We start from the raw sequence: 24,297 nt of genomic DNA on the forward strand, positions 1-24,297 counted from the left end.
TTTGTTAAAAAACTGATTATTAGAGCATTTAGTTTTATAATTGATACTGAAATAATAAAAATGAGAATATCCCAAAAAAGAACTACATTTGCGGTTGAGTCAAATCTTAGATACAATGACTGAATTTTTAAAGAAAGAAGGTAAATTTACATACGCGGAAGCGGGAGAAGGAAACCCTATCATTATACTACACGGTTTAATGGGAGCGTTGAGTAATTTTGATTCAACGTTTAACTACCTTTCTCAAAAAGGATATAAAATATTCATCCCTGAATTACCTTTATACACTTTACCTCTACTCAAAACCAATGTAAAAAATCTTGCTAAATTTTTACATGATTTTATAGAATACAAAAACCTTAAAGATGTAACACTTTTAGGAAATTCTTTAGGTGGACATATTGCTTTATACTACACAAAACACTATAGTTCTGATATTAAGTCATTAGTTCTAACTGGTAGTTCTGGTTTATATGAAAACTCTATGGGAAGTAACTATCCTAGAAGAGGCGACAAGGAATTTGTTCGCAGAAAAATAGAAGAAGTTTTTTACGATCCAGCTATAGCTACTGATGATTTATTTGATCAAGTTTACGAAGTTATCAACGATCGAAATACTCTTGTTAGAACATTAGCTATTGCTAAAAGTGCTGTGAGGCACAATATGGCTAAAGACTTACCTAACATGGAACAGCCTACTTGTTTAATTTGGGGTAAACAGGACTCTGTTACTCCTCCTGAAGTTGCTGAAGACTTCCACAGACTTTTACCAAATTCAGATTTATTTTGGATTGATAAGTGTGGACATGCCGCTATGATGGAGACTCCTGATGAATTTAATAAAATATTAGAAGCTTGGCTTTCTAATCAAAATATATAATAGCTTTTAACAAGCTAAATCTATATTTATGAAAATAAAATCTGCTGAATTTGTAATGAGTAACAGTAATGTTACTAAGGCTCCAAAAGACAGAATACCGGAATATGCTTTTATCGGTAGATCTAACGTTGGTAAATCTTCGTTAATTAACATGTTAATGGAGCGAAAAGATTTAGCAAAAACTTCTGGAAAACCAGGAAAAACACAACTTATAAATCATTTTAAAATTAACAATGAATGGTTTTTAGTGGATTTACCTGGTTATGGATATGCTCAAGTTTCTAAAAAGAAAAGAACTATTTTTCAATATTTTATTGAAAATTACTTCAAAGAAAGAGAGCAATTAGTTTGCACTTTTGTTTTAGTTGACAGTCGACACGATCCTCAAAAAATAGATTTAGAGTTCATGGAGTTTTTAGGAAAAAACCGTATTCCTTTCTGCATTGTTTTCACCAAAGCAGATAAATTAGGAAGCTCTAAATTAAACAAACAGATAACTGCCTACAAAAAGAAATTACTTCAATTTTGGGAAGAACTACCTATGTCTTTTGTTACCTCTTCTTCAACTGGATTTGGTAGAGATGAATTCCTTAATTTTATTGATGGAGTTAATCAGGATGTAGCCGAAAACTTTAAATAAACCATTTTTTATTTATTGCTTATAATTTCTGAAAATGTATTCTACCAAAAATAATCTGCAAGTTTTACACGAGGATAATCACATTATTATAGTAAACAAACGTGCTGGAGATATTGTTCAAGGAGATAAAACTGGAGACAAACCCTTATCAGATGTTGTTAAAGAATACATTAAAATAAAATACAATAAACCTGGAGCTGTTTTTTTAGGTACTGTTCATAGACTCGACAGACCTACTTCTGGTATTGTTATATATGCTAGAACATCAAAAGCATTAGAACGTTTAAACAAAATGCTTAGAGAGAAAACAATACAGAAAACGTATTGGGCTGTTGTTAAAAATCAACCTAAAAAACCAACAGACACTTTAATTAATTTCTTAAAGAAAAACCCCAAGAACAACAAATCTACCGCTTACTCTAAAGAAATTGACGGAAGCAAAAAAGCTGTTTTACATTATCAAGTTTTAAAAAAACTAGACAATTATTCTTTACTGGAAATTGATTTGGAGACTGGTCGCCACCATCAAATTCGAGTACAATTATCTAACATTGGCTCTACTATAAAAGGAGATTTAAAATACGGAGCCAAAAGAAGCAATAAAGACGGAAGCATTCATCTACACGCAAGAAAAATTAAATTCACTCACCCCGTAAGCAAAGAATTAATTAAAATAATTGCCCCAACTCCATCAGATCCTATTTGGGATGCTTGTATGTAATTTGTATCTTTAGGGAAATTTCAACCATGAAAGCCCTTAAGTTTTTATCAATTTTAATACTCCCTATCACCGTATACATTTCTTTTACAAATAACGGTTGGTTAACCATATTACCTTTGATTACCTTTTTTGGTTTTGTGCCATTATTAGAACTTCTATTTAAACCAGACAAAGAAAACTTCGAAAAAGAACAAGAAAAAGCTGAGAAAGAAAATAAATTATATACCTATATTTTATATTTAACCATTCCTATACAATTAATCTTTTTAGCTTGGTTCTTTTATATAATTCAAGAACCAGAATTAACTACACTAGAATACATTGGTAAAATTTCTGCCATGGGTCTTATGTGTGGAGTTATTGGTTTAAATGTTGGGCATGAATTAGGTCACAGAAATAATAGATTTGATGAATTTTTAGGTGAGATTTTGTTATTAACTTCATTAAACACTCATTTTTTACCTTATCATAATGCAGGGCATCATTTAAATGTTGCCACCCCTAAAGATGCTGCTACCGCAAGAAAAAATGAAATTTTATATTCTTTTTGGATTCGCTCACATTTCCAAAGTTATTATCAAGCTTGGGAAGCAGAAAACAAACGAATGAAAAACTTAAATAGAAATTGGTTTCATCATCAAAACAGAATGCTTGTTTATACATTTTGCAACATCATTTTAATCTTTAGCATTTTCTTTTTTTTCAATCTTAATGTTCTTTTAAGTTTTTTTGCTGCTGCTGTTTTTGGTATTTTATTATTAGAAACAGTCAACTATATTGAACATTATGGCTTACTAAGAAAGAAAAATGAAAAGGGTAGATATGAACGTGTAAAAAGAACACACTCATGGAATTCTGACCATGTAATTGGAAAGATTATGTTATTTAATTTATCTCGTCATTCAGACCATCATTATAACGGAAGCAAGCATTATCAAATATTAAAATCATTGCCCGAAAGCCCTCAAATGCCCACAGGATACCCTGGCATGATGCTAGTAGCACTCTTTCCTCCTTTATGGTTTAAATTAATGAACAAAAAACTACAAGAAATTTAACTTTATGAATATTAAAGACCTAGTTCAGTCACAAAAAAAATATTTTTCTCAACAATACACTAAGGATATCTCTTTTAGAAAAGATGCTTTAAAAAGGCTTCAAAAAGAAATTATTAAAAGAGAAGACGACATAATAAAAGCTCTTCATGATGATTTTAAAAAATCTGAATACGAAGCAGTAATGACCGAAACCTCTATAGTACTAGCTGAATTAAAAATGGCTATTAAAAATATTCATTCTTGGAGCAAACCTAAAAGAGTTTTACCTTCTTTATTGAATTTTCCATCATCAGCAAAAATTTACAAAGAACCTTATGGAACTGTTTTAATTATTGCACCTTGGAACTACCCATATCAACTAGCTTTTGCTCCTTTATTGGGTGCTATCGCTGCTGGAAACACCGTAGTTTTAAAACCTTCAGAACTCACTCCTCATGTAAGTAAAATTACCAAAGAAATAGTAGAAGCTGTTTTTGACAAAAATCATGTAGCTGTAATTGAAGGTGGTGTGGATGTTGCTCAAGAATTGTTAGCGCAACGATGGGACTATATTTTCTTTACAGGAAGCGTACCTGTGGGAAGAATAGTAGCAAAAGCTGCTGCTGAACACATTACTCCTGTTACTTTAGAACTTGGAGGAAAAAGCCCATGTATTGTTGACGAAACCGCTAATATAAAGTTAGCAGCTAAACGATTGGTTTGGGGTAAATTTATAAATGGCGGACAAACTTGTATTGCCCCAGATTATTTACTAATTCACAAATCGGTTAAAGATAAATTTACTACTCACTTCAAAGAAGAGTTGATAAAAGCTTATGGCCAAAACCCTCAAAAATCTGAGGACTACCCAAGAATTGTAAACACCAGAAACTTTGACCGTTTAGCTCTAATGCTTGATAATGAAAATTTTATTATTGGTGGACAAACCGACAGAGAAGATAGATATATAGCTCCAACCATTATTGATGAGCCGAGCTTTGATAGTGAAGTGATGAAAGGTGAAATTTTCGGACCTATTTTTCCTTTAATCTCTTATGAAAACGAAGAAGACATAACCAAAACATTAGCTAATTACGACAAACCTTTAGCCTTATACGTGTTTACAACTCGTACTCGTTTTGCAAAAAAAATAATAGCAACTTATTCTTTTGGAGGCGGTACCATAAATGATACTACTGTTCATTTTGCAAATCATAGGTTACCTTTTGGAGGTGTAGGTGAAAGTGGAATTGGAGGATATCATGGAAAACAAACTTTTGACACTTTTTCTCACAATAAAGGAGTTGTTACAAGAGGAAACTGGTTAGATATACCTACTAGATATGCTCCTTACAAAGGAAAGTTAAAACAACTAAAATCATTAATGAAGTTTGGGTAAAATGACAGAAAAAACAGTATCTGAAGCTATTAATTATAGACGCTCCGTAAGAGTTTATGACTCTGAAAAAGCTATCGACAGTGCTATCGTAAAAAAATGCTTACAACAAGCTAGCTTAGCTCCTACCAGTAGCAACATGCAATTGTGGGAATTTTATCATATTACCTCTAAAGAAACAATTGCTAAAATTGCTCCTTTATGCTTTAATCAGAATGCTGCAAGAACCGCACAGCAATTAGTTGTTTTTGTAGTCCGTAAGGATTTATGGCGAAAACGAGCCAAAGCAAACTTATCTTTTATGAATAAAACTTTTGGCAAAAACAATCCAAAATCTGAACAAAGCAGTAGAGAAAAAGTAGCTCGTAACTATTATGGTAAAATTATACCTTTTGCTTACGCTGACTTTATGGGGATTTTAGGTTTTTTTAAATATTTAATGATTTTAATTACTGGATTGTTTCGACCAATTTATCGAGAAGTCCGCAATAGCGACATGCGCATTGTTGCTCATAAAACTTGTGGGTTAGCAGCGCAAACCTTTATGCTTTCTATGGCAGCTGAAAATTACGATACCTGCCCTATGGAAGGCTCAGACACTTGGAGAGTTAAAAAATTATTAAACATACCAAGTAGCGCAGAAATCAATATGATTGTTTCATGTGGTATTCGAAAACCTGAAGGTGTTTATGGCGAACGTTTTAGAATTCCTTTTAACGAAATTTATAAAGAAATATAATATGAAAAAGCTACTACTATTTCTTGTACTTATTATATCAACTACAATAAGTTGTAAACAAAAGAAGACTTCTAAAAAAACTACTGATTTTTCTATTACCGATAATGGTGTTAACAATATTAATCTACTAGAATGTATTACAATAGACAGTCTACAAGCTGCTTTTCCTTCTTATACTATTACCTCTAAAGTTGGCCAACAAGACGGACCTGATTATCGTTATTTTGAAGTTTTAAAAGATAACACTACTCTTAATTTTATTATGAATGAGCAAAAAACTTGTATTATTAATGAAATTAATGCTCAAACCAATTTAGAAGACATGTATGGAGTAAAAGTTGGAATGACTTATGAAGAAGTAAAGAAATTACGACCCAACATTTCCCATAAAACAGATTTTCATTTCCACACTACTTTATCTGAACCTAACTCAAATTTACAATACGAAATATCTGGAACTTACAATGGTCCAGATAAACAAGATTTTATTTATGAAGAGGTAAAAAAATGGAAAGTAGTACAGTTTATAATTAGAGAACATTAGCAAAATAAAAAAGCTACTTTTCAAGTAGCTTTTTTATTTTATTCTTCTAATCTAGTTAGCCTTTTTTCTATTTTTTTTAAAGCTAATTTTAATTTTTGATTTTCCAATTCTCTCTTTTTTATATCCTTTCCTTGCTGAATAGTATATAATGTTAGTTCTTCTATTTTCTCAAGAAGTTTAGCATTCATAACACCTAATTCCACTCCTTCATCTTCTTTTACTTTTTTAGCTGAAGGCACATTAGGTAAATGTCCTTTTTCAATTATGTATTTCTCTAAATCATTTAAACTCGGCAACTCATAATCTTTAGTAAAAACATAATCAGGCCAATTTACATGTAATTTTACTTTTATTTCTTCTGCAATAATTCCTTTACCCCCAGCAACTGCTAATTTATAACCTTTCGCATCATTTGTTCCTATTGCTACATTTCCTTCTGGTGTTATCCTCATTCTCTCTATATCATTTGAAGTATTAAATGCTATAAAACCTCCATTAATACCTCTTCCTCGATAAAAATTAATTGAGTTATTTGTTTTCCCATAAAAATTATGAACTAATGAAAAGCTTTTAATATTATCAACATCTGGACCTTGAGTTTTATGTCCCTTAACCCCAAGATAAGTACCATCTCCAACCGTATTCCCTTCAGCTAACCTCCCAAAAACACTTCCCAACGTTCCATTAGGCACAAAAGTAGATACATCCATGAGAGCTTTAGAGTTATTATTTCCAATACTTAATTTACCATCTAATTCAACCGCACCTGCAAATTTACTCTTGTAAACGAATGACTTCACTACACTTCCAGTTAATAGCTCATCTGAAATTGACCAATTTGAAAACATTTCAGCTGTTTCCGATTGACCTACTGCATACCCTCTTATTGTAAAACGATTGTAATATTGCTTATCATTAATAAAAATAACAACTTTATCATTTTCTTTTGACAATTTTATTTCTGGCGTATATGCTCCAAATGATGAAGCTACAGGATAATAAAAATCATCCCCATATACGTACCAATTCAAAATTAGTCCTATAGGAGCTCTTCCTCCATACTGATATCCTTCTATAATAACGGTAGGCATACCCTGACCATTTTTAAACGGAATATTAGTTTTGATTTTTATACCATTTGCTGGTGTTCCATTAAAACTATAATTAATTATTGGATTGTAATTTTGTGCAAAAAACATGAACGAGCATAACAAAGCAAACGTTGTAGCAATTTTTTTCATAACTTTTTTTAAAATTTTTGAACTACAAAACTATAAAAAAATGGAAAGTAATTCAGTTTATAGCTAAATAAGTAAACAATTATTTTAAAAGCATCATTCCTTTTTTTTCATAATAATCTTTGATATATCCCTTCGATTCAGTTGACATTTCCTTACTATCTAAATTAAAACAACCTCCTCCTCCAGTTGCATAAGATAACATTCCGAACATTTTTGAGCCTGACTCTTTTTTAACTTTTGACCAGCATTTAAAAACCAACTCTGTAAACATTTCTCCTAACTCTAACTCACTACCTGACAAATAATCATCTTCTTTCCATGTCTTATAATTCACATTAAATTTATCTTCCACTATAGGTAAATGAATCTTCCTTTCTCTTCCATCAAAATCTATATAATCAAAAATCATACTTATTCTATTTCTTAAGAACAAACACTAATTTGTTTTCACTCTTTTCAATCTCTTTTTGATTTATTTTCATTTTTACAAACTCTCCGTTTACATACTTTTGAGCCTGATCTTTATAATATGGACTAAATACATTTCCTGATTGACCTGTTGGCACTATAGCTATGCTATTTTCAACATCAGAAAAATCAATTACTCTACGAGTTGATGGTCCTGCTGTAATTTTATAATACCCTGTACTATCCAATTTAAAAATCTGATTATTAATCACCTCATTACCTCCAATAGTTTCAAACGGACCTACATTAAAAAATTTACGCAAAGCCCCGCCTGCTTTTCCTATTGCATGCTCATACTCTACACTAATTACTCTTTTCCACATCCAGTTATCTACATTCTCTCCCAATTGATTTTGTAAAAACTCAACTGCTTCTGTAAAAGCTTTCGTAATGATTTCTTCTCGAGTTTCAACTTTATCTTTGGTTAATATATTATCCCACCACACAGACTCTTTTCTTTTAGATTGCTGAGCCAATACCTGATCTTGCAATTGAGTATCTATAAATAACTGAAAACTACTTCCCAGTTCATCTTTATAAGTTTCTTTTAAAAACGCATACAAGAATCTATTGTAAATTGTAGCCCCTAAACTTTCTTTAGGATAATCACCTTTCCACTTTTTTAAAACTGAATAAGCTTTTTTTGCTGATGGAGACAGTGTTTCTTTCTCTACTCCTTCTAATAAATTCTTAGAAATATCAGCAACAGCTGGTGAAGTTACATCATAAATCATTTCAGTAACATCCTGTTTAGTAAAATCGTTTTTAGCCTCTAACAATTCTACTATTCTTTTAGCTCTATCTTCTGGCTGATAATATCCTGGGTACAATTTACCTCTTACCGAATCTGGTTGATTATTTGCCGAATACACATAATTCCAAGTCGGATTCACTGCTTGTGGATTCTCTTTAAAATCTAAATATTCTTGAATTTCATCTTTACCTGAAGCTCCATTTAAATACATTCTTGACGATAAACTATCTCTCAACTGATATAATTTCGCAGAAGCAAACCAACCCACGTTTCCTTTTGCATCTCCATACATTACATTTAGTCCTGGTGCATGAATATAAGATGCTCCTTTCTTAAAACCTTCTATTGATTTTGCATGAGACATTAAATAAGATGCCTCCAACACTTGATTAGGCAGTTGTGTATAAATCCAATTCATCGCCACTGGTTTATCATCTTTAACATGTTCTATTAAGCCATTCATAACAGGACCATGTTTACTTACTTTTACCTGATAAGTTGTGTCTGCTCCTCCTTTTACCTTAATTGTTTTGTCTACTAATTTATATTTTTGATATCCTTCAGATGTTTTATATTCATTAGCATTTTCTGGATTATTTTCTTCAACATAAAAATTCAAATCGTCATTTGCTAACATGGTTAATCCGTAAGCATATTCTTTATTATGACCTAACAAAGGAAATGGCATTAAAGCTAAATTGAATCCATAAATTTCATAGTCAGGAGTTTTTAAGTGACTCTGATACCATACTGATGGCTGCGAAAACGCAATATGAGGATCATTTGCAAAAATTACTTTTCCATTCTTTGTTTTCTGTGGAGCTATTACCCATGAATTACTTCCTATAAAAGGAGAAACAGGTAGTTTTTCCATAATTTCTTGAACAGCAACTGATAATTCTGCTCTAATCTTTTCTTTATTATTTGATTTATTAATTGTTAAGTTTTCTTGATATGAATTCATCAACTCATTAATATAAGCGTCTCCCAGCTTTTCTTTTACTTCGGTTAACAGAGGATCAGTTTTATGTGCAATTGCAAAACTAAAAGCCATATAACCAAATACATTGTATACATCTTTTATGGTATATTTTTCTTTATTTACTCCAACTAAATAATATTCTAGCGGAGTAGTTCCTTCTTCTATAAATTGATTGATTCCATTTAAATAAGCTTCAGTCATTTTGTAGGCTTCAGAGTTCTTATCTAAATTTTGAATTGTTTTATTCGCAGCCTCCTCAATTCCTAAACCTGAAAAAAATTTATCTACTCTTACTAAATCTTTACCAAAAAGCTCTGCTAATCTTCCTGCTGCAATTCTTCTTATCAATTCCATTTGCCATAACCTATCTTGAGCATGCACATAACCAAGAGCTGTATAAGCGTCTTTCTGATTTCCTGCATTAATATGTGGAACACCAACTTCATCATAATACACAGTAACATTATCTGAAATATCCGCTAATTCAAGCTCTCCACTATACTTTGGATGTAATGTTTTGGTAAATAACCACACTCCTACGATTAATAAAACAACTAGAATAACTACAATTTTTAGACCTCTTTTTAATAACTTCATTTATGACTGATTTTCTTCAAAGATAACAGAAATTTAATTCGTATTTTTGATGTTCTAAAAATTCATTTTTCAGATGAAAAAAATACAAATGGTTGACTTACAAAGTCAATATCAAAAAATAAAAGATGTTGTTGATACATCTATTCAAGAAGTTTTAAATTCATCAGCATATATTAACGGTCCTTACGTTAAAGAATTTCAAGCTGATTTAGAAAAATACCTAGAAGTAAAACATGTAATTCCATGTGCAAATGGTACTGATGCTTTGCAAATTGCCATGATGGGATTAGGTTTAGAGCAAGGTGATGAAGTTATTACAGCTGATTTTACCTTTGCTGCTACTGTAGAAGTTATTGGTTTATTAAAATTAACTCCAGTTTTAGTTGATGTAGAACCAGATACTTTCAACATGGATATCGAAGCTTTAAAAAAAGCTATCACTCCTAAAACTAAAGCAATTGTACCTGTACATTTATTTGGTCAATGTGCTAACATGGAAGCTGTTTTAGCTATTGCTAAAGAACATAACTTATTTGTTATTGAAGATAACGCACAAGCTATTGGTGCTGATTACACTTTCTCTGACGGAACTAAGAAAAAAGCAGGAACTATGGGGAATGTAGGAACTACTTCTTTCTTCCCTTCTAAAAATTTAGGTTGCTACGGTGACGGTGGAGCAATTTTTACTAATGATGATGAATTAGCGCACACCTTAAGAGGAATGGTAAATCATGGAATGTACAAACGTTATTACCATGATGTAGTAGGAGTAAATTCTCGTTTAGATTCTGTTCAAGCCGCTGTTTTAAAAGCAAAACTACCTTTACTAGATTCTTATTGCGACGCTCGTAGAGAAGCTGCAATGTATTATACTGAAGCATTTGCTACTAATGCCAATATTATTACTCCTGCAATTAGTGTTTTCTCAACTCATGTTTTTCATCAATATACTTTAAGAATTACAAACGGGAAACGAGATGAATTACATCAACATTTGTTAGAGAATAATATTCCAAATGCGATTTATTACCCAGTTCCGTTACATGCTCAAAAAGCATATCAGGATGATCGTTATAAAGAAGATGATTTTACAATTACAAATCAGTTAATAGACGAGGTAATTTCCCTACCAATGCACACTGAATTAAGTGAAGAACAATTATCATTTATTACTAAAACTGTAAATGAATTTGTAGGGTAATACATGCTCGCTATGAATCAGAAAATAAAAACACTTAAAATTATACATTTAGCTTTAGTAGCTGGAGTAACACTTGCGTATTTTTTAATTGGAGATTTTAAAAACATCTTAAATCTTGAAATAGATGATTCTTCATTAATTTATTCATTTATTCCAGCACTTGCTTATGTTTCAAGTAATTTTATTTTCAGAAACATTCTCAATAAAATAAAAGAAGACACTTCTGATGATGAAAAGTTTGCAATATTTCAAAGTGCTTCCGTTGTTAAATGGATCATACTAGAAGCTGCTTGTTTTTTAATTTTATTTTTAAAACCAGACTTCCTCTTGTTTGGAGTAATTCTTTTATTTTATTTATTGCTTCTAGCCCCTAAAGAAGATAAAATATTTAATCTTTTAAAGATTAAAAATCCTAATTATGAAAAATAACTTATTATGAAAAAAATATTAGTTACAGGAGGCTTAGGTTTTATAGGTTCGCACACTGTAGTTGAATTACAAAATGAAGGTTTTGATGTAGTGATTATTGACGATTTATCTAATTCTAAAATTGAAGTTTTAGATAATATTACTTCTATTACTGGTACAAAACCAGATTTCCATCAATTGGATTTACGTATAAAAGCCGATGTCCAAAATTTTTTTAACCATAATACTATCGATGGTGTTATTCATTTTGCTGCTTTTAAAGCTGTTGGTGAAAGTGTAAATAAACCTTTAGAATATTATGAAAATAATATTGGGAGCTTAGTTTATTTATTACAAGAAATGCGTGATCGAAATATTGATAATTTTATTTTTAGTTCGTCATGCATGGCTTATGGTACTCCTGAAAAACTTCCTATTACAGAAAGTACTCCTTCTAACAAAGCTGCTTCTACTTATGCTAATACTAAGCAAATTGGAGAAGAAATTTTAGAAGAAAGTTGTAATGCCTATGGTATGAATGCTATTACACTTAGATATTTTAACCCTATAGGTGCCCATTCAAGTGCTAAAATTGGGGAACTTCCTAATGGTGTACCTCAAAACTTAATACCTTTTATAACACAAACTGTTGCTGGTATTCGTGAACAGCTATCTGTTTTTGGGAACGATTATCCTACTGAGGACGGAACTGCTATTAGAGATTATATTCATGTTGTAGATTTAGCTAAAGCCCATATTATCGCTTTGCAACGCTTATTAAATAAGAAGAATAAGAAAAACTTTGAACTATTTAATATAGGAACTGGTACAGGAAGCTCTGTTATGCAAATAATTAATGCTTTTGAAAAAGCCACCAACAAAAAATTAAACTACAAAATAGTAGATAGAAGACCTGGTGATATCAAAGCTATTTACGCTGATACTACATTTGCTAACGAAGAATTAAACTGGAAAACAGAAAAAACACTTGAAGAAGCTTTACTTTCTGCTTGGAAGTGGCAAGAAAATCAATAAATTTTATATAGAAAATGAAGCATCAACTTAAAAAATATATGAATAGGTATGCTTCATTTTCTGATAAAGAAGTAGATCTTTTTTTTACTTATTTAGAAGTCAATACTTATAGTAAAAAAGAAGTTCTATTAAATGTTAATCAAGTTTGTAAACATCATTATTTTATTATCGAAGGCTTACTGAGAGCCCATTATATTAATGAAAAAGGCAATGATAAAACAATACAATTTGCTATTGAAAATTGGTGGATTACCAATTTAGAAAGCTACGTAAGAGAAACTCCTTCTACTTTTATAATTGATGCTTTAGAAAAATCAATTATCCTCTCAATAAGTAAAGAAAACTTAGAAAAAGCCTTTGTTCAAATTCCAAAATTAGAACGTCTTTTTAGAAAAATTGCAGAAAATACATTGATTGCTATACAACGTAAAAATGAATATTACTTAAACCTAAGTAGCAAAGAACGATTTATTACTCTACTTGAAAGTATTCCTGATTTCTTGCAAAGAGTTCCCATGTACATGATTGCTTCCTATTTAGATATGACTCCAGAATATTTAAGTGAAATAAGAAAAAGTATTTCTTAAGATATCTTAAGTAGATTCGATTTTTCGACTCCTAATTTTGTAATACACTTAAAAATAAAATTATGGAACGAATCTCTTACAACGAAGTACCTAAAGGAATGTTTGACGTATTAATGTCTGTTGAAAAATATGTAAACAATGCTCCCATCGATTTACAACTTCTAGAATTAATCCGCTACAGAGCAGCTATTTTAAACGGTTGTTCTTATTGTGTAGACATGCATTCTAAAGAATTAAAACATATTGGAGAAACCGATGTTAGATTACATGCCGTTAGTATTTGGAACAGTACACCTTATTTTTCTAAAAAAGAGCAATCAATACTCGCTTTTACAGATGCTATAACACACACAAGCTACGACCCTATACCTGAAGAACTCTTTCAAAACTTAACTAAACATTTTACGAAAGAAGAAATAGCTTACTTAACATTAGCTATCGCTCAAATTAATAGCTGGACTCGCTTAATGAAGTCGTTTAAATTTACTCCTGGGAACTACAAAGTAAGTCAAAATGAAAAATAAATATCTGAAGCTATTTTTACGGCTATCAATAGCATTTGGTTTTTTATCGGCTGTTGCTGATCGTTTTGGGCTTTACTCTAAAGAAGTTTCTACTTGGGGAAACTGGAATTCTTTTGTTGATTTTACTCATTTAATAACCCCTTGGTTTCCAAAAATTATAATTCCTAGCATAGCTATTATAGCTACAATTTTAGAAATTGTTTTCGCTATTTGCTTATTATTAGGTTATAAAACTCAATTAACAGCTAAACTTAGTGGATTGTTACTTTTAATTTTTGGTTTAAGTATGACTTTTTCTTTAGGCATAAAACCTCCTTTAGATTATTCTGTTTTTGGTATTTCAGCTGCTGCCTTTGCCTTGAGTAATTTTAATGAGTCTTATTTAGAAATTGACACTCTTATTCCCAATAAAAAATAACGCATAAAAAAAGCCGCTTTATAAGCGGCTTTTAAATTATTTTAAGCTTCAAAACTAGCTCCACTAGCTGAAACACTTCTATCTATTTTTCTCATTAATCCTTGTAAAACTTTACCTGGACCAACCTCAACAAATTCAGTACCTCCATCAGCAATCATAGCTTGTATACATTGTGTCCATTTTACTGGCGCTGTTAATTGTGCTATTAAATTTTCTTTAATCTCTTCTGGACTAGTAACTGCTTTTGCTGGTACATTTTGATATACAGGGCAAGTTGGCTCATTAAAAGTAGTTTCTTGAATTGCAGCTGCTAATTCCTCACGTGCAGGCTCCATCATTGGTGAATGGAATGCTCCTCCTACTGGTAATACTAATGCTCTTCTTGCTCCTTTTTCTGTTAAAATCTCACAAGCTTTTTCTACAGCTTCAACTTCTCCAGAAATTACTAACTGACCTGGGCAATTGTAATTTGCAGCAACAACTACTCCGTCAATTTCAGCACAAGCATCCTCTACTACTTTGTCTTCTAACCCTAAAACAGCTGCCATAGTTGATGGTTGTATCTCACATGCTTTTTGCATTGCCATAGCTCTTTTAGAAACTAATGTTAATCCATCTTCAAATGACAACACTCCGTTAGCTACTAAAGCAGATAATTCTCCTAAAGAGTGTCCTGCTACCATTTCAGGTTTAAAATCATCACCTAATACTTTTGCTAAAATTACTGAATGTAAAAATATCGCTGGTTGTGTTACTTTAGTTTGCTTTAACTCTTCTGCAGTTCCTTCAAACATTATATCTGTAATACTAAATCCTAGTATTTCATTTGCTTTTTCAAATAGCTCTTGAGCTAGTGGAGATTTTTCATATAAATCTAATCCCATCCCAGTAAACTGTGCTCCTTGACCTGGAAAAATATATGCTTTCATCTTTTATTTTCTGTTTTTGTTAATTGAATGGTGTAATTACTATATCAATTTCACCTAATTAGGTTGTTGTTTGTTTTATGCTGCAAACATACACATTTTTAAAATCATTATTAATTAGTAACTTCGTTCTATGACTGCACAACAGAAAAACCAAGCTCAGCTAATATATCTTATTTTAGCCGCTTTATTTATTGCTTCGTTAGTAACCTCTAATCTTATTTTTCAAAAGTTTTTTTACTGGTACCCATTTGATATGGAAATTTTTGGAGTAAAACTTTTTGAAATATCTGTTGGATTGCTTCCATACCCTATTACTTTTTTAATTACCGATGTATTATCTGAAATCTACGGTAAAAAAAAGGCAAACCAAGTAGTAATTGCTGGTATTTTTGCTTCTTTGTTTTCATTAGGAATTATATATTTAGGTAAATATGCTCCTGCTACGGAATGGTCTCCAGTAGATAACAGTACATTTGATTTAGTTTTTGGAGCAACTCCTTTAGCTGTTTTAGCTTCAATGCTTGCCTACTTATTTGCCCAATTTATTGATATTAGAATTTATCATTTTTGGAAAAACTTTACCAAAGGAAAACATTTATGGCTACGTAATAACTTTTCTACGTTTGCATCTCAGTTTATAGATACTCTTACTGTACTTTTACTATTATGCTCTTTTGAAATCATTGCTTGGGATAAATTTGGAGGTCTTTTGATTAGTGGTGTTATTTTTAAAATTATGATTGCTGCTATAGATACTCCGGTACTTTATATCTTAGTTTATGCTTTTCGAAAAAAATTCAACTTAAAAGTTGGTGAAGAAATTACCAATATCTAATTTCGGCTCATGAAGAATTCTAATTCTCTTTGGCAAATTGCTATCCAAAAATTTAAGCAAAGTAAAACAGGAATGTTTAGTTTTTGGTTTATTATTCTTTGCGGTTTTACTGCGGTTTTTTGCTATGTTTTAGCACCAGACAATAGTAATTCTGCCAATCAGATGCATTTAGAAATTCATTCAAAACCTCCTGGGTTTTCTGTTCAAATGTTAAGTATTCCTTCTGAAAAAGAGAACAGTCAATCTTGGTTTACCATCTTTATGAACGGGAAACAAAACTCAAACACTGAAATCCCTATCAAATCTTACTCTGTACAAAACAACCTTCTAGAAGTTGTAAAATACTCTGATAACTTAACGAAAACATATCCTCTTTCTTTATTTAACAATACTCCTGAAGAATATATTGAACAAAAAACATTTTGGTTTGGTACCGATAAATATGGTCGTGATTTGTTAAGCAGATTATTAATAGGCGCTAGGATTTCTTTCTTTATTGGATTTATAGCTGTTTTTATTTCTCTTTTAATTGGAATTCCAATTGGTGCTATTGCTGGATATTTTGGTGGGAAAATTGATGATTTTATTATGTGGGTTATCAATATTACTTGGTCTATTCCTACTCTTTTATTGGTAATTGCAATCACATTAGCCTTAGGAAAAGGTTTTTGGCAAGTGTTTATCGCAGTAGGTTTAACTATGTGGGTGGAAGTAGCTCGTGTGGTTCGTGGACAAGTAATTACCACTAAACAACAACAATATGTTGAAGCAGCTAAGGCTTTAGGTTTTTCTGATTTTAGAATTATTTTTAAACATATTTTGCCTAATATTTTAGCTCCTATTATTGTTATATCTGCAGCTAATTTTGCTGCTGCTATTTTAATTGAAAGCGGTTTAAGTTTTTTAGGTATCGGTGCGCAACCTCCAACTCCTTCTTGGGGTGCTATGATTAAAAATCATTATAACTACATTATTCTTGGCAAACCTTTTCTAGCTATAATTCCTGGATTAGCAATTATGAGTTTGGTAATGGCTTTTATGCTTATTGGTAATACACTCCGTGATGCTTTAGATGTTAAATCTTAACAGCTGATACTTTAATTTTGTACTTTCGTTTTTCAAAAAAAATTACAAATGAGTTTTAGTGTACAATTTAAAACACGATGGGCAGATTTTGATGCCAACATACACATGCGTCATACCGCATATAATGATTATGCTGCGGAAGTAAGATTACGTTTTTTTAAAGAGCATAATATTACCATTCAAGATTTTTCAAAGGAAAATACTGGTCCTATTTTATTTGAAGAAAACACCAAGTTTTTACGTGAAATACATATGGGTACTGATATTACTGTTAACTTAAAAGTTATTGGTTTATCTAGTAAAGGTGAGCGTTGGAAAATTCAACATGAAGTTTTTAATGAAGAAGGTAAACTTTCTGCTATTATTACTGTTTATGGTGCTTGGTTAGACTTAGTAAAAAGAAAATTAACTGAACCACCAGTTAAGTTTCAAACTATTTTTAATGAAGTTGAAAAAACTGAAGATTTTAAAGAAATTGTATTAAAAAGTTAGATGAGTACTTCAAGAAAAATAAAACTTATTGTTTCTATAGCTGTTTTTATCATTGCTTATTGGTTAAAACAAAAAGAAACTCCTACTCATACCTCAACAAAAGAGACTACAAAATCGAGTAACACAAGTTTTAATTTTCTACCAACTTCAACAACGGGAGCTATTATTAAGCATAATAGTTATCAATTATCATACAACGAGCAACATGAACAAGCAGAATGGGTTGCTTATTCTTTAGACAAAAAAGATATTGTTTATAATAACTTTAAGCGTCCATTTTTTATTGATGACCCTAAAGTAAGAACAAAATCGGCTAGTTGGAGAAGTTATAAAAACTCTGGATATGACAAAGGCCATCTTTGTCCTGCTGCAGATAAGCGCTATTCTAAAGAAGCACATGATGAAACTTTTTATACTTCTAATATAAGTCCTCAAAAACATGATTTTAATGCTGGAATTTGGAATAAATTAGAACAAAAAACTCGTTATTGGGCTAAGAAGTATGAGCATTTATATGTGGTTACTGGTGGTGTTTTAAAACCTAATTTAAAAACCATAGGTAAAGACAAAGTGAGTGTTCCTAATGAATTTTATAAAATAATATTAGACTACACTCAACCAGAAATTAAAGCCATTGCTTTTTTATTACCTCATCAAGAAAGTAAATTACCTTTATATAATTTTGTTGTTTCTATTGATGAAATTGAGCGAAAAACTAATATTGATTTTTTCCCTGAGTTACCCGATGATATAGAAACAAAATTAGAAGCAAATAGTAATTATAAGGCTTGGAGTTTTAGATAATCCAAGCCTTATTTTTATGATACAAAATAGCTATCTGGCAAACTTCTAGTAAAATCTGCCAAATTTTTCATCGCCATATAATGGTTTTTCTTTTCGGGAATTATATTCACATAATTAAAATTCTGATGTCTCCAAAAAGCTGTTGCTGCTGCTCCATAAACTGTAAAAGCTTTCAATGCTTTTTTCTCTTGGTCTAACAGTTTTATTTTACTTTCATACCCTTTCAATAAACTCTTTATTTTTTTTGAATTCAATTCTTCACCTTCTGCACAGGTACCAATAATCATCATACCAATATCAAACACTCTATAGTAATAACTAGCTTCTTCAAAATCCATAATAGTAGCTTTTTTTCTATCCTTACTTATAATAATGTTATTAAAAAAGATATCACTATGAATCAGTGCTTTTGGCAAATCGGTATTGATATAACTTTCTATATACTCTTGAATTTCTTTTAACCATTTATAAAAGGTAGATTCTGGCGCATATATTTTAACTTCATCAAATCGTTCGATTCCATAACTAACGGTTTCTGATAAATATTCTGGAGCTTCTACTTGGTGTAATGTTGCCAATTCTTTTCCTAGATAAATTAAAATATCTTCTGACAAATCTTCAACAATATCTCCTTCTAAATATGCTTTAAGTATAATTGGTTTATTATTCCAAACTGGCACAAAGCTGTTACTTACCGTTTTAATTATTTTTGATGTTGAAAAATTATTTTTATTCAAATGCACCAATAAATTAGCTAGCTCTGTTGCTTGTTCCAATGATTTTTGTTCGCAAATTGTTAGCACATAATTATTAACAGCTGTTTTTATCAAATAATTAGTATTCTCTGAACCACCACTTAACACATTATACGATTCTACTTCATTAATTCCATAATAATTTAAAATGGCTTGTAAATCTTTATCCTTTAAAACTGTATACTGTGCCATATTACGCTCCTTTTGTTAAATCCCAATTTATTTCCATTGCATGCATCAACGCTTCTTCTAAATGCTCGTAGTCACATAAATGTACCTTTTCACAACGCTTTTTAGCTACTTCTATACTCTTATGAGTTGCTTGCGTAGGTATCTCTTTTGTAATTAAGGCTTTCTTTATTGTTTCTGGGAACTTAGCTGGGTGTGCCGTAGCTAAACAAATTAATTTCTCCTTTCCTAATTGCTGTTTTAACTCATCTGTTGCTTGTAAAGAAACCGCTCCATGAGGATCTAATAAATAGTTTTCACTTGTATAAATTTCATTTATTAAAGTAAGCGTTTCTACATCGGTTGCACTATTTGATAAAAATCCTTTTTTATAAGTTTCAAAAGTTTCATCATCAAACTTTAAGTTGCCTGTTTCTTTAAAAGAATCCATCCAACTTTTTATTTTTTCAGCATCCTTATCAATGCTAAAATATAAGTACCTCCAAAAGTTAAACGGAATTAAAATATCTATTGCCGATGAAGCTGTTTCATGGATTGCTTCTTTTGTAAATTCTCCTTTTGAAAAAATACGATCTAAACAAGCATTTTTGTTATTTGCTGCAACTAAGTATTTAATTGGAAGTCCCATTTTTCTTGCTAAACTTCCTGCACATAAATTTCCAAACCCTCCAGAAGGCACCGACATATTTACTTTTTCTCCTACTTCATCTACCACTTGTAAATAGCCATAAAAATAATGCACCGTTTGCATCATTACTCGCCCCCAGTTAATTGAATTCACACTCGATAAATTCAATTTTTCTTTAAAGGCTTTATTTGCATAAAACTTGCTAATAACTGCATCTAAATCATCTCCTCCATCGGGGCAATTTGCCACTCCTACTGGATGTATATTTGCATGTTGTAAAGTTGTCATTTGACGCTCTTGCTCTTCTGTTATTAATCCTTTTGGATACAATACCCAAGCGTCTATATTTGATTTTCCTGCTGCAAAATACGCTGTAGCCGGCCCTGTATCACCCGTAGTGGCTACAATTACTGAAAGATGTTCTTTTCTTCTTTCTAAGAAAAAATTAACCAAGTTTACTAAGAATGCTAAACCTACATCTTTAAATGAAATTGTAGGCCCATAAAACAATTCCATTATAAAGGTATCTTTTCTAGTTTTCAATGGATACAAAGGAATTATTTCTTCTTTTTCAAAAGGCTCATAAGCTGTTTTAAGTATGCCTTTTAATTCTTCTTCTGATACTATTGACCTATCTATAAACAAGGATAATATTTCAAATGCTAAATCTACATAGCCTAGACTTTTCCATTCTTTTAACTGATCTAAAGTAATCTCAGGTAATTCTTCTGGCACATACAATCCTCCATCCACTGCAAAACCATCTAATATTGCTGTTTCAAAATCTACAGGTTCTCCTCCTCCTTTGTTACTAACAAATTTCAACATCTTTTATTCTTTTATATAATTTGTATAAACCGCTTTGGTTATCATAATATCTTGCACTGCTACCCCAGTTAAATCTACCACTGTTATTTGTTCATCATTTAAACGTTGTAATGCTGAGTTTTGAATAGCTGTTCCTAATTCTATCACTGAACTTTCTGCTATAGCTCCGTCTTTAACTGCTCTATATATTTCTCCTCTACTTTTACTTTGTGGAATACTGTCTGCAATTACTATAGATGCTTTTTTTAACAACTCACTCTCTAACTCTTGTTTATGCTCTGTATCTGAACCTACAGCTGTAATATGCGTTCCTTGTTGAATATCTTCTGCCTTTAATAAAGCTATTTCTGAAGGAGTTGTAGTTACTATTAGATTACTATTTTTAGCTACTTCTGATGGATTTTCGGCTATATTTATATCAAAGTCAATTCCAAGCTCTTTTATAAATTTCGCTACATTTTCCTCGTTACGTCCCCAAAGCCAAACCTTAGTACAAAATGTGTGTTTTTGCAAATACTGTAACTGTAATTTCGCCTGTATTCCTGTTCCTATAATCCCTACTGCTTTTATATTCTTGGGTGCAAAATATTTAGCTGCTAAAGCTCCTGCAGCTGCTGTTCGTATATCGGTTAAATAACCTTCATCTAGCAAAACTCCTTTTGGAACTCCTGTCTTTTGATCAAATAACAACATTAATCCCTGACTTGATGGTAGTCCTATCTTCGGGTTATCATAAAAACCAGAGGCTATTTTAATAACATAATAGTCATCATTTTTTATATATCCGTATTTGATGTGTGCATCTCCTTTTGGTTCTTCAAATAATAATTCTCCTACTGGTGGTACTACTGTATTTCCATTACTATATTGTACAAACCCTTCTTCCATAGCAGAAACTACATCTATACCTGCTACTATTTTTTTTATTTCTTCAAGATTAATAACAATCGCCATATGCTTCGTTTATTTCTTTTAGTAATTGTTTATTTATTTTTTTTCCTGTTAATACCAACACCACGTTTTTATATTCTTTTGAAATATCTTCTTTTAATAATGCTGCCACTGGTACAGCTGATGTTGGTTCAACAATTATATTATGATGTTTATATAAAAACGCTACTGCTTTTTTTATCTCTTCTTCGGTGACTAGTTTAACTTCCTCTAAATACTTTTTACAAATATCATAGGTTATTGCATTTGCTTCTATTCCCCCAGCTGCTGCATCGGCTATAGTATTTAATGTACTCGGTTCTACGATATGATTATATTTTATAGAATCATACATTTCAGAAGCATTTTCAGGTTGGCAACCTATTACTTTTACTTTTTCATTTTCTGAAAAATAAGAAGCTATTCCCGATATTAATCCTCCGCCTCCAATTGGCACTAGTATAGCATTAACTTCTGGTAATTCTTCTGCTATTTCAACCGCAATGGTTCCTTGTCCTTTTATAATTTCAACATCATTGTATGGATGAATTAAAACTCCTTCAATATCCTTTGCATATTGAGTTGCTTTATTTTCTGTTTCTACACTTGTATCTCCATACAATACTTTGTCCAATTTATATTTAGACAAACTCTTAAGTTTCTCTGAAGCAACATTTTTAGGTAAAAATAGCTTAGCTTTAAAATCAAATTTCTCTGAGGCTAATCCAAAAGCTGCTGCATGATTCCCTGTTGATGCCGCTACAAAAGTTTTATCAAATTCCTTTGAACTTAAACTCTTTACTTTATTTAAAACGCCTCGTATTTTGAAAGAACTGGTGAGTTGTAAATACTCTTTTTTTAAGTATACATTTACTCCTGAAATTTTACTTAACTTTTCTGAATACTCTAAAGGTGTTTTATAAATATCGTTTTTAATATTTTCATAAACAAGCTCTATATCTGTTTTAGAAATCACTTTTCTTAGTATCTATTTTTAGTTAGGAAAATTAGTATCTACACTTTCAATAAACTGTTCTATTAACGCAACCACATTGGTATAAAACACTGGATTTGTATTTTTAAAATCGTCAGTAGGTTTATGATAGTCTGGATGATCTTCTTCACTAAAAGTTATGTTTGGAATTCCTTTTTCATGAAATGGCCCATTATCTGACGAATACATCCAGTAATCTTTTGTTTTATCGTTTGGATCATCGTGACCGTAAGAAACTTTTAACGGACTCGTTTTTGCTATTTTTTCTACCACAGGTTTAAATTGTGGATATGGATACGTTCCTACTACATAAATTTCATTATTAGGATTACGACTTATCATATCAAAGTTGATATCTAACTTTATATCAGCTAAGGGTACTGGTGGGTTTTCTACAAAATACTTTGACCCATGTAAGCCCAATTCTTCTGCATCAAAAGCTGAAAATATAATTGAATGCTCTGGTTTGTTTTTAGTAAAATACTTTGCCAAAACTAATAAGGCTGCGGTTCCTGACGCGTTATCATCAGCTCCATTAAATATTACACCATCTACAATTCCCATATGATCGTAATGCGCTCCTATAACAATATATTTATCAGGATTTGTTTTTCCTTTTATATATCCTACTATATTGGTTGCTGGTCGTTTCTTTTTGGTTTTTTCATCAACAAAATCAAATGGGACTTTATAACTATCCTTAAATTTTTCTAAGCCTAATGTTTTGAAGTAATTGATTATTAATTCCTGTGCTTTTTGATTTTTTCCTGTACCTCTTCCAGCAAACTCTTCTGATGATAACGTTTTTTGCAAACTCAACAGTTCAGATAAATCATTCGTTAATACTTTATACTTTTTAATTTCATCAGGTTTCATCCAATGAATACTCTCAGCAGGTGCTGCTTGTAGTGTATACCAATAAAAGTCTGTTGGTATGTCCATTTCCTTGTAGTAGTCTAAATACTTTTTATGAGAAGGGTCTTCTTTAGGATATTTATCTCCTCCTTTATTTCCATCTGACCAAGAGTGAACTCCTAATTTAGCACTTGGATGTGCATTTCTTTTAGTTCCTGCTAAAAACATATCTGTTCCACCAGATGCCACCATTCCATTTTCTGGTAAATATGTATTTATCTTTCGTTTTCTAATTTCTTGAGATGCGACTAAATTTACCTCATCATCTATTGATCCACCTACATCTTCCATTGCAATTGTTGTTACTTGTGGATTCTTATCTAGTACATTTTTAATATCTTCTAAGGTATTCCCATAAATAATCCCTTTCATATACAAAGTATCCTTTGTTTTCTGACCTTCTTTAAAATAGAATTCTGCTACACTCTCATCTGAAAGTTTAAGTAATAGCTTTTGTCCAAAAGTTGACCCAAATATTAATTGAGGAAAAAAATAAAGAAGTCCAATTCCTATTACTAAAACCGTTAATAAACCAATAAATAGTTTTTTCAATTTTCTCATATATTATGTTTTTAAAAATTGGTGTAAAAAAAAATCTCCGTACACCAATTAGTTATTACTAATTAAGGTATACGGAGATTTCCGTAAGAAATAAAACTTATCTTCCCAATGTCTTCCTTAAGATAGAAAATAAGCTTGCAATAATTATATTGCTATTAATTCTTCTGATTACAAATTTA

At 31.1% G+C, this 24,297-nt stretch carries 26 protein-coding genes; 17 read left to right on the plus strand and 9 right to left on the minus strand.

The features are described from left to right. Positions 1-115 precede the first annotated feature (115 nt). The 7 genes from MHN29_RS12980 to MHN29_RS13010 are packed head-to-tail and all read left to right on the plus strand — an operon-like array spanning position 116 to position 5,957. Entirely contained in the window at positions 116-880 is a 765-nt protein-coding gene (locus MHN29_RS12980; protein ID WP_150901016.1) for an alpha/beta fold hydrolase, read from the plus strand. 28 nt (positions 881-908) lie between these two features. Continuing rightward, complete coding sequence (yihA, locus tag MHN29_RS12985) at positions 909-1,520, plus strand: ribosome biogenesis GTP-binding protein YihA/YsxC (protein WP_150901017.1); 612 nt, start codon at positions 909-911, stop codon at positions 1,518-1,520. 34 nt (positions 1,521-1,554) lie between these two features. Then, positions 1,555-2,241, plus strand: a complete 687-nt coding sequence (locus tag MHN29_RS12990; protein ID WP_235274991.1) for an RluA family pseudouridine synthase — start codon at positions 1,555-1,557, stop codon at positions 2,239-2,241. Positions 2,242-2,267: 26 nt separating this feature from the next. Next, positions 2,268-3,299, plus strand: a complete 1,032-nt coding sequence (locus MHN29_RS12995) for an alkane 1-monooxygenase (protein ID WP_235274992.1) — start codon at positions 2,268-2,270, stop codon at positions 3,297-3,299. Positions 3,300-3,303: 4 nt separating this feature from the next. After that, positions 3,304-4,677, plus strand: a complete 1,374-nt coding sequence (locus MHN29_RS13000; protein WP_235274993.1) for an aldehyde dehydrogenase — start codon at positions 3,304-3,306, stop codon at positions 4,675-4,677. A gap of 1 nt (position 4,678) precedes the next feature. Further along, complete coding sequence (locus MHN29_RS13005; protein ID WP_235274994.1) at positions 4,679-5,413, plus strand: nitroreductase family protein; 735 nt, start codon at positions 4,679-4,681, stop codon at positions 5,411-5,413. Position 5,414: 1 nt separating this feature from the next. Continuing rightward, complete coding sequence (locus MHN29_RS13010; protein ID WP_235274995.1) at positions 5,415-5,957, plus strand: DUF1131 family protein; 543 nt, start codon at positions 5,415-5,417, stop codon at positions 5,955-5,957. 38 nt (positions 5,958-5,995) lie between these two features. Here MHN29_RS13010 and MHN29_RS13015 read toward each other — a convergent pair whose 3' ends face one another. From MHN29_RS13015 to MHN29_RS13025, 3 genes are all read right to left on the minus strand, one after another. Beyond that, positions 5,996-7,198, minus strand: coding sequence for a hypothetical protein (locus tag MHN29_RS13015; RefSeq protein WP_235274996.1), 1,203 nt, complete (start codon positions 7,196-7,198; stop codon positions 5,996-5,998). A gap of 79 nt (positions 7,199-7,277) precedes the next feature. Next, positions 7,278-7,607, minus strand: a complete 330-nt coding sequence (locus MHN29_RS13020; RefSeq protein ID WP_235274997.1) for a hypothetical protein — start codon at positions 7,605-7,607, stop codon at positions 7,278-7,280. 7 nt (positions 7,608-7,614) lie between these two features. Continuing rightward, entirely contained in the window at positions 7,615-9,999 is a 2,385-nt protein-coding gene (locus MHN29_RS13025; protein WP_235274998.1) for a penicillin acylase family protein, read from the minus strand. A gap of 73 nt (positions 10,000-10,072) precedes the next feature. Here MHN29_RS13025 and MHN29_RS13030 point away from each other — a divergent pair, with 73 nt between their 5' ends. From MHN29_RS13030 to MHN29_RS13055, 6 genes are all read left to right on the plus strand, one after another. Continuing rightward, entirely contained in the window at positions 10,073-11,200 is a 1,128-nt protein-coding gene (locus MHN29_RS13030) for a DegT/DnrJ/EryC1/StrS aminotransferase family protein (protein WP_235274999.1), read from the plus strand. A gap of 12 nt (positions 11,201-11,212) precedes the next feature. Then, entirely contained in the window at positions 11,213-11,629 is a 417-nt protein-coding gene (locus MHN29_RS13035; protein ID WP_235275000.1) for an MFS transporter, read from the plus strand. A 6-nt stretch (positions 11,630-11,635) separates the two neighbouring features. Beyond that, complete coding sequence (gene galE, locus MHN29_RS13040) at positions 11,636-12,643, plus strand: UDP-glucose 4-epimerase GalE (protein ID WP_235275001.1); 1,008 nt, start codon at positions 11,636-11,638, stop codon at positions 12,641-12,643. A 14-nt stretch (positions 12,644-12,657) separates the two neighbouring features. After that, positions 12,658-13,230 carry a Crp/Fnr family transcriptional regulator gene (locus tag MHN29_RS13045; protein WP_235275002.1) on the plus strand — a complete coding sequence of 191 codons (573 nt, stop codon included), beginning with the start codon at positions 12,658-12,660 and terminating at the stop codon, positions 13,228-13,230. Positions 13,231-13,292: 62 nt separating this feature from the next. Then, positions 13,293-13,754, plus strand: coding sequence for a carboxymuconolactone decarboxylase family protein (locus tag MHN29_RS13050; protein WP_235275003.1), 462 nt, complete (start codon positions 13,293-13,295; stop codon positions 13,752-13,754). After that, positions 13,744-14,172 (plus strand): DoxX family protein, encoded by a 429-nt coding sequence (locus MHN29_RS13055; RefSeq protein WP_235275004.1) that lies wholly within the window; start codon positions 13,744-13,746, stop codon positions 14,170-14,172. Before MHN29_RS13050 ends, MHN29_RS13055 begins: the two co-directional genes overlap by 11 nt. 41 nt (positions 14,173-14,213) lie before the next feature. Here the strand turns inward: MHN29_RS13055 and fabD are convergent, their stop codons facing one another. Continuing rightward, complete coding sequence (gene fabD / locus MHN29_RS13060; RefSeq protein ID WP_235275005.1) at positions 14,214-15,101, minus strand: ACP S-malonyltransferase; 888 nt, start codon at positions 15,099-15,101, stop codon at positions 14,214-14,216. Positions 15,102-15,231: 130 nt separating this feature from the next. On the opposite strand from fabD, the gene MHN29_RS13065 reads away from it, so the two are divergent. From MHN29_RS13065 to MHN29_RS13080, 4 genes are read left to right on the plus strand one after another with little or no spacing between them, the layout of a single operon-like run. Further along, positions 15,232-15,936 carry a queuosine precursor transporter gene (locus tag MHN29_RS13065; protein WP_235275006.1) on the plus strand — a complete coding sequence of 235 codons (705 nt, stop codon included), beginning with the start codon at positions 15,232-15,234 and terminating at the stop codon, positions 15,934-15,936. A 9-nt stretch (positions 15,937-15,945) separates the two neighbouring features. Then, the gene (locus tag MHN29_RS13070; RefSeq protein ID WP_235275007.1) at positions 15,946-17,022 is read left to right on the plus strand and encodes an ABC transporter permease; all 1,077 of its coding nucleotides are present in this window, start codon (positions 15,946-15,948) and stop codon (positions 17,020-17,022) included. Between the two features lie 48 nt (positions 17,023-17,070). Further along, complete coding sequence (locus MHN29_RS13075; RefSeq protein ID WP_150901035.1) at positions 17,071-17,514, plus strand: thioesterase family protein; 444 nt, start codon at positions 17,071-17,073, stop codon at positions 17,512-17,514. Further along, positions 17,515-18,318 (plus strand): DNA/RNA non-specific endonuclease, encoded by an 804-nt coding sequence (locus MHN29_RS13080; protein ID WP_235275008.1) that lies wholly within the window; start codon positions 17,515-17,517, stop codon positions 18,316-18,318. It abuts the gene before it with no gap. Positions 18,319-18,332: 14 nt separating this feature from the next. Here the strand turns inward: MHN29_RS13080 and MHN29_RS13085 are convergent, their stop codons facing one another. From MHN29_RS13085 to MHN29_RS13105, 5 genes are read right to left on the minus strand one after another with little or no spacing between them, the layout of a single operon-like run. Beyond that, complete coding sequence (locus tag MHN29_RS13085) at positions 18,333-19,265, minus strand: phosphotransferase (protein ID WP_235275009.1); 933 nt, start codon at positions 19,263-19,265, stop codon at positions 18,333-18,335. Position 19,266: 1 nt separating this feature from the next. Beyond that, complete coding sequence (gene thrC, locus MHN29_RS13090; protein ID WP_235275010.1) at positions 19,267-20,718, minus strand: threonine synthase; 1,452 nt, start codon at positions 20,716-20,718, stop codon at positions 19,267-19,269. 3 nt (positions 20,719-20,721) lie between these two features. Beyond that, complete coding sequence (locus MHN29_RS13095) at positions 20,722-21,672, minus strand: hypothetical protein (RefSeq protein WP_235275011.1); 951 nt, start codon at positions 21,670-21,672, stop codon at positions 20,722-20,724. Then, the gene (locus MHN29_RS13100; RefSeq protein WP_235275012.1) at positions 21,656-22,624 is read right to left on the minus strand and encodes a threonine/serine dehydratase; all 969 of its coding nucleotides are present in this window, start codon (positions 22,622-22,624) and stop codon (positions 21,656-21,658) included. The genes MHN29_RS13095 and MHN29_RS13100 overlap by 17 nt, the downstream gene beginning before the upstream one ends. 18 nt (positions 22,625-22,642) lie before the next feature. Continuing rightward, entirely contained in the window at positions 22,643-24,118 is a 1,476-nt protein-coding gene (locus tag MHN29_RS13105) for a M28 family peptidase (RefSeq protein WP_235275013.1), read from the minus strand. Positions 24,119-24,297 lie beyond the last annotated feature (179 nt).

Source organism: Tenacibaculum sp. Cn5-46, assembly GCF_022347705.1.
Classification (GTDB): domain Bacteria; phylum Bacteroidota; class Bacteroidia; order Flavobacteriales; family Flavobacteriaceae; genus Polaribacter; species Polaribacter aiptasiae.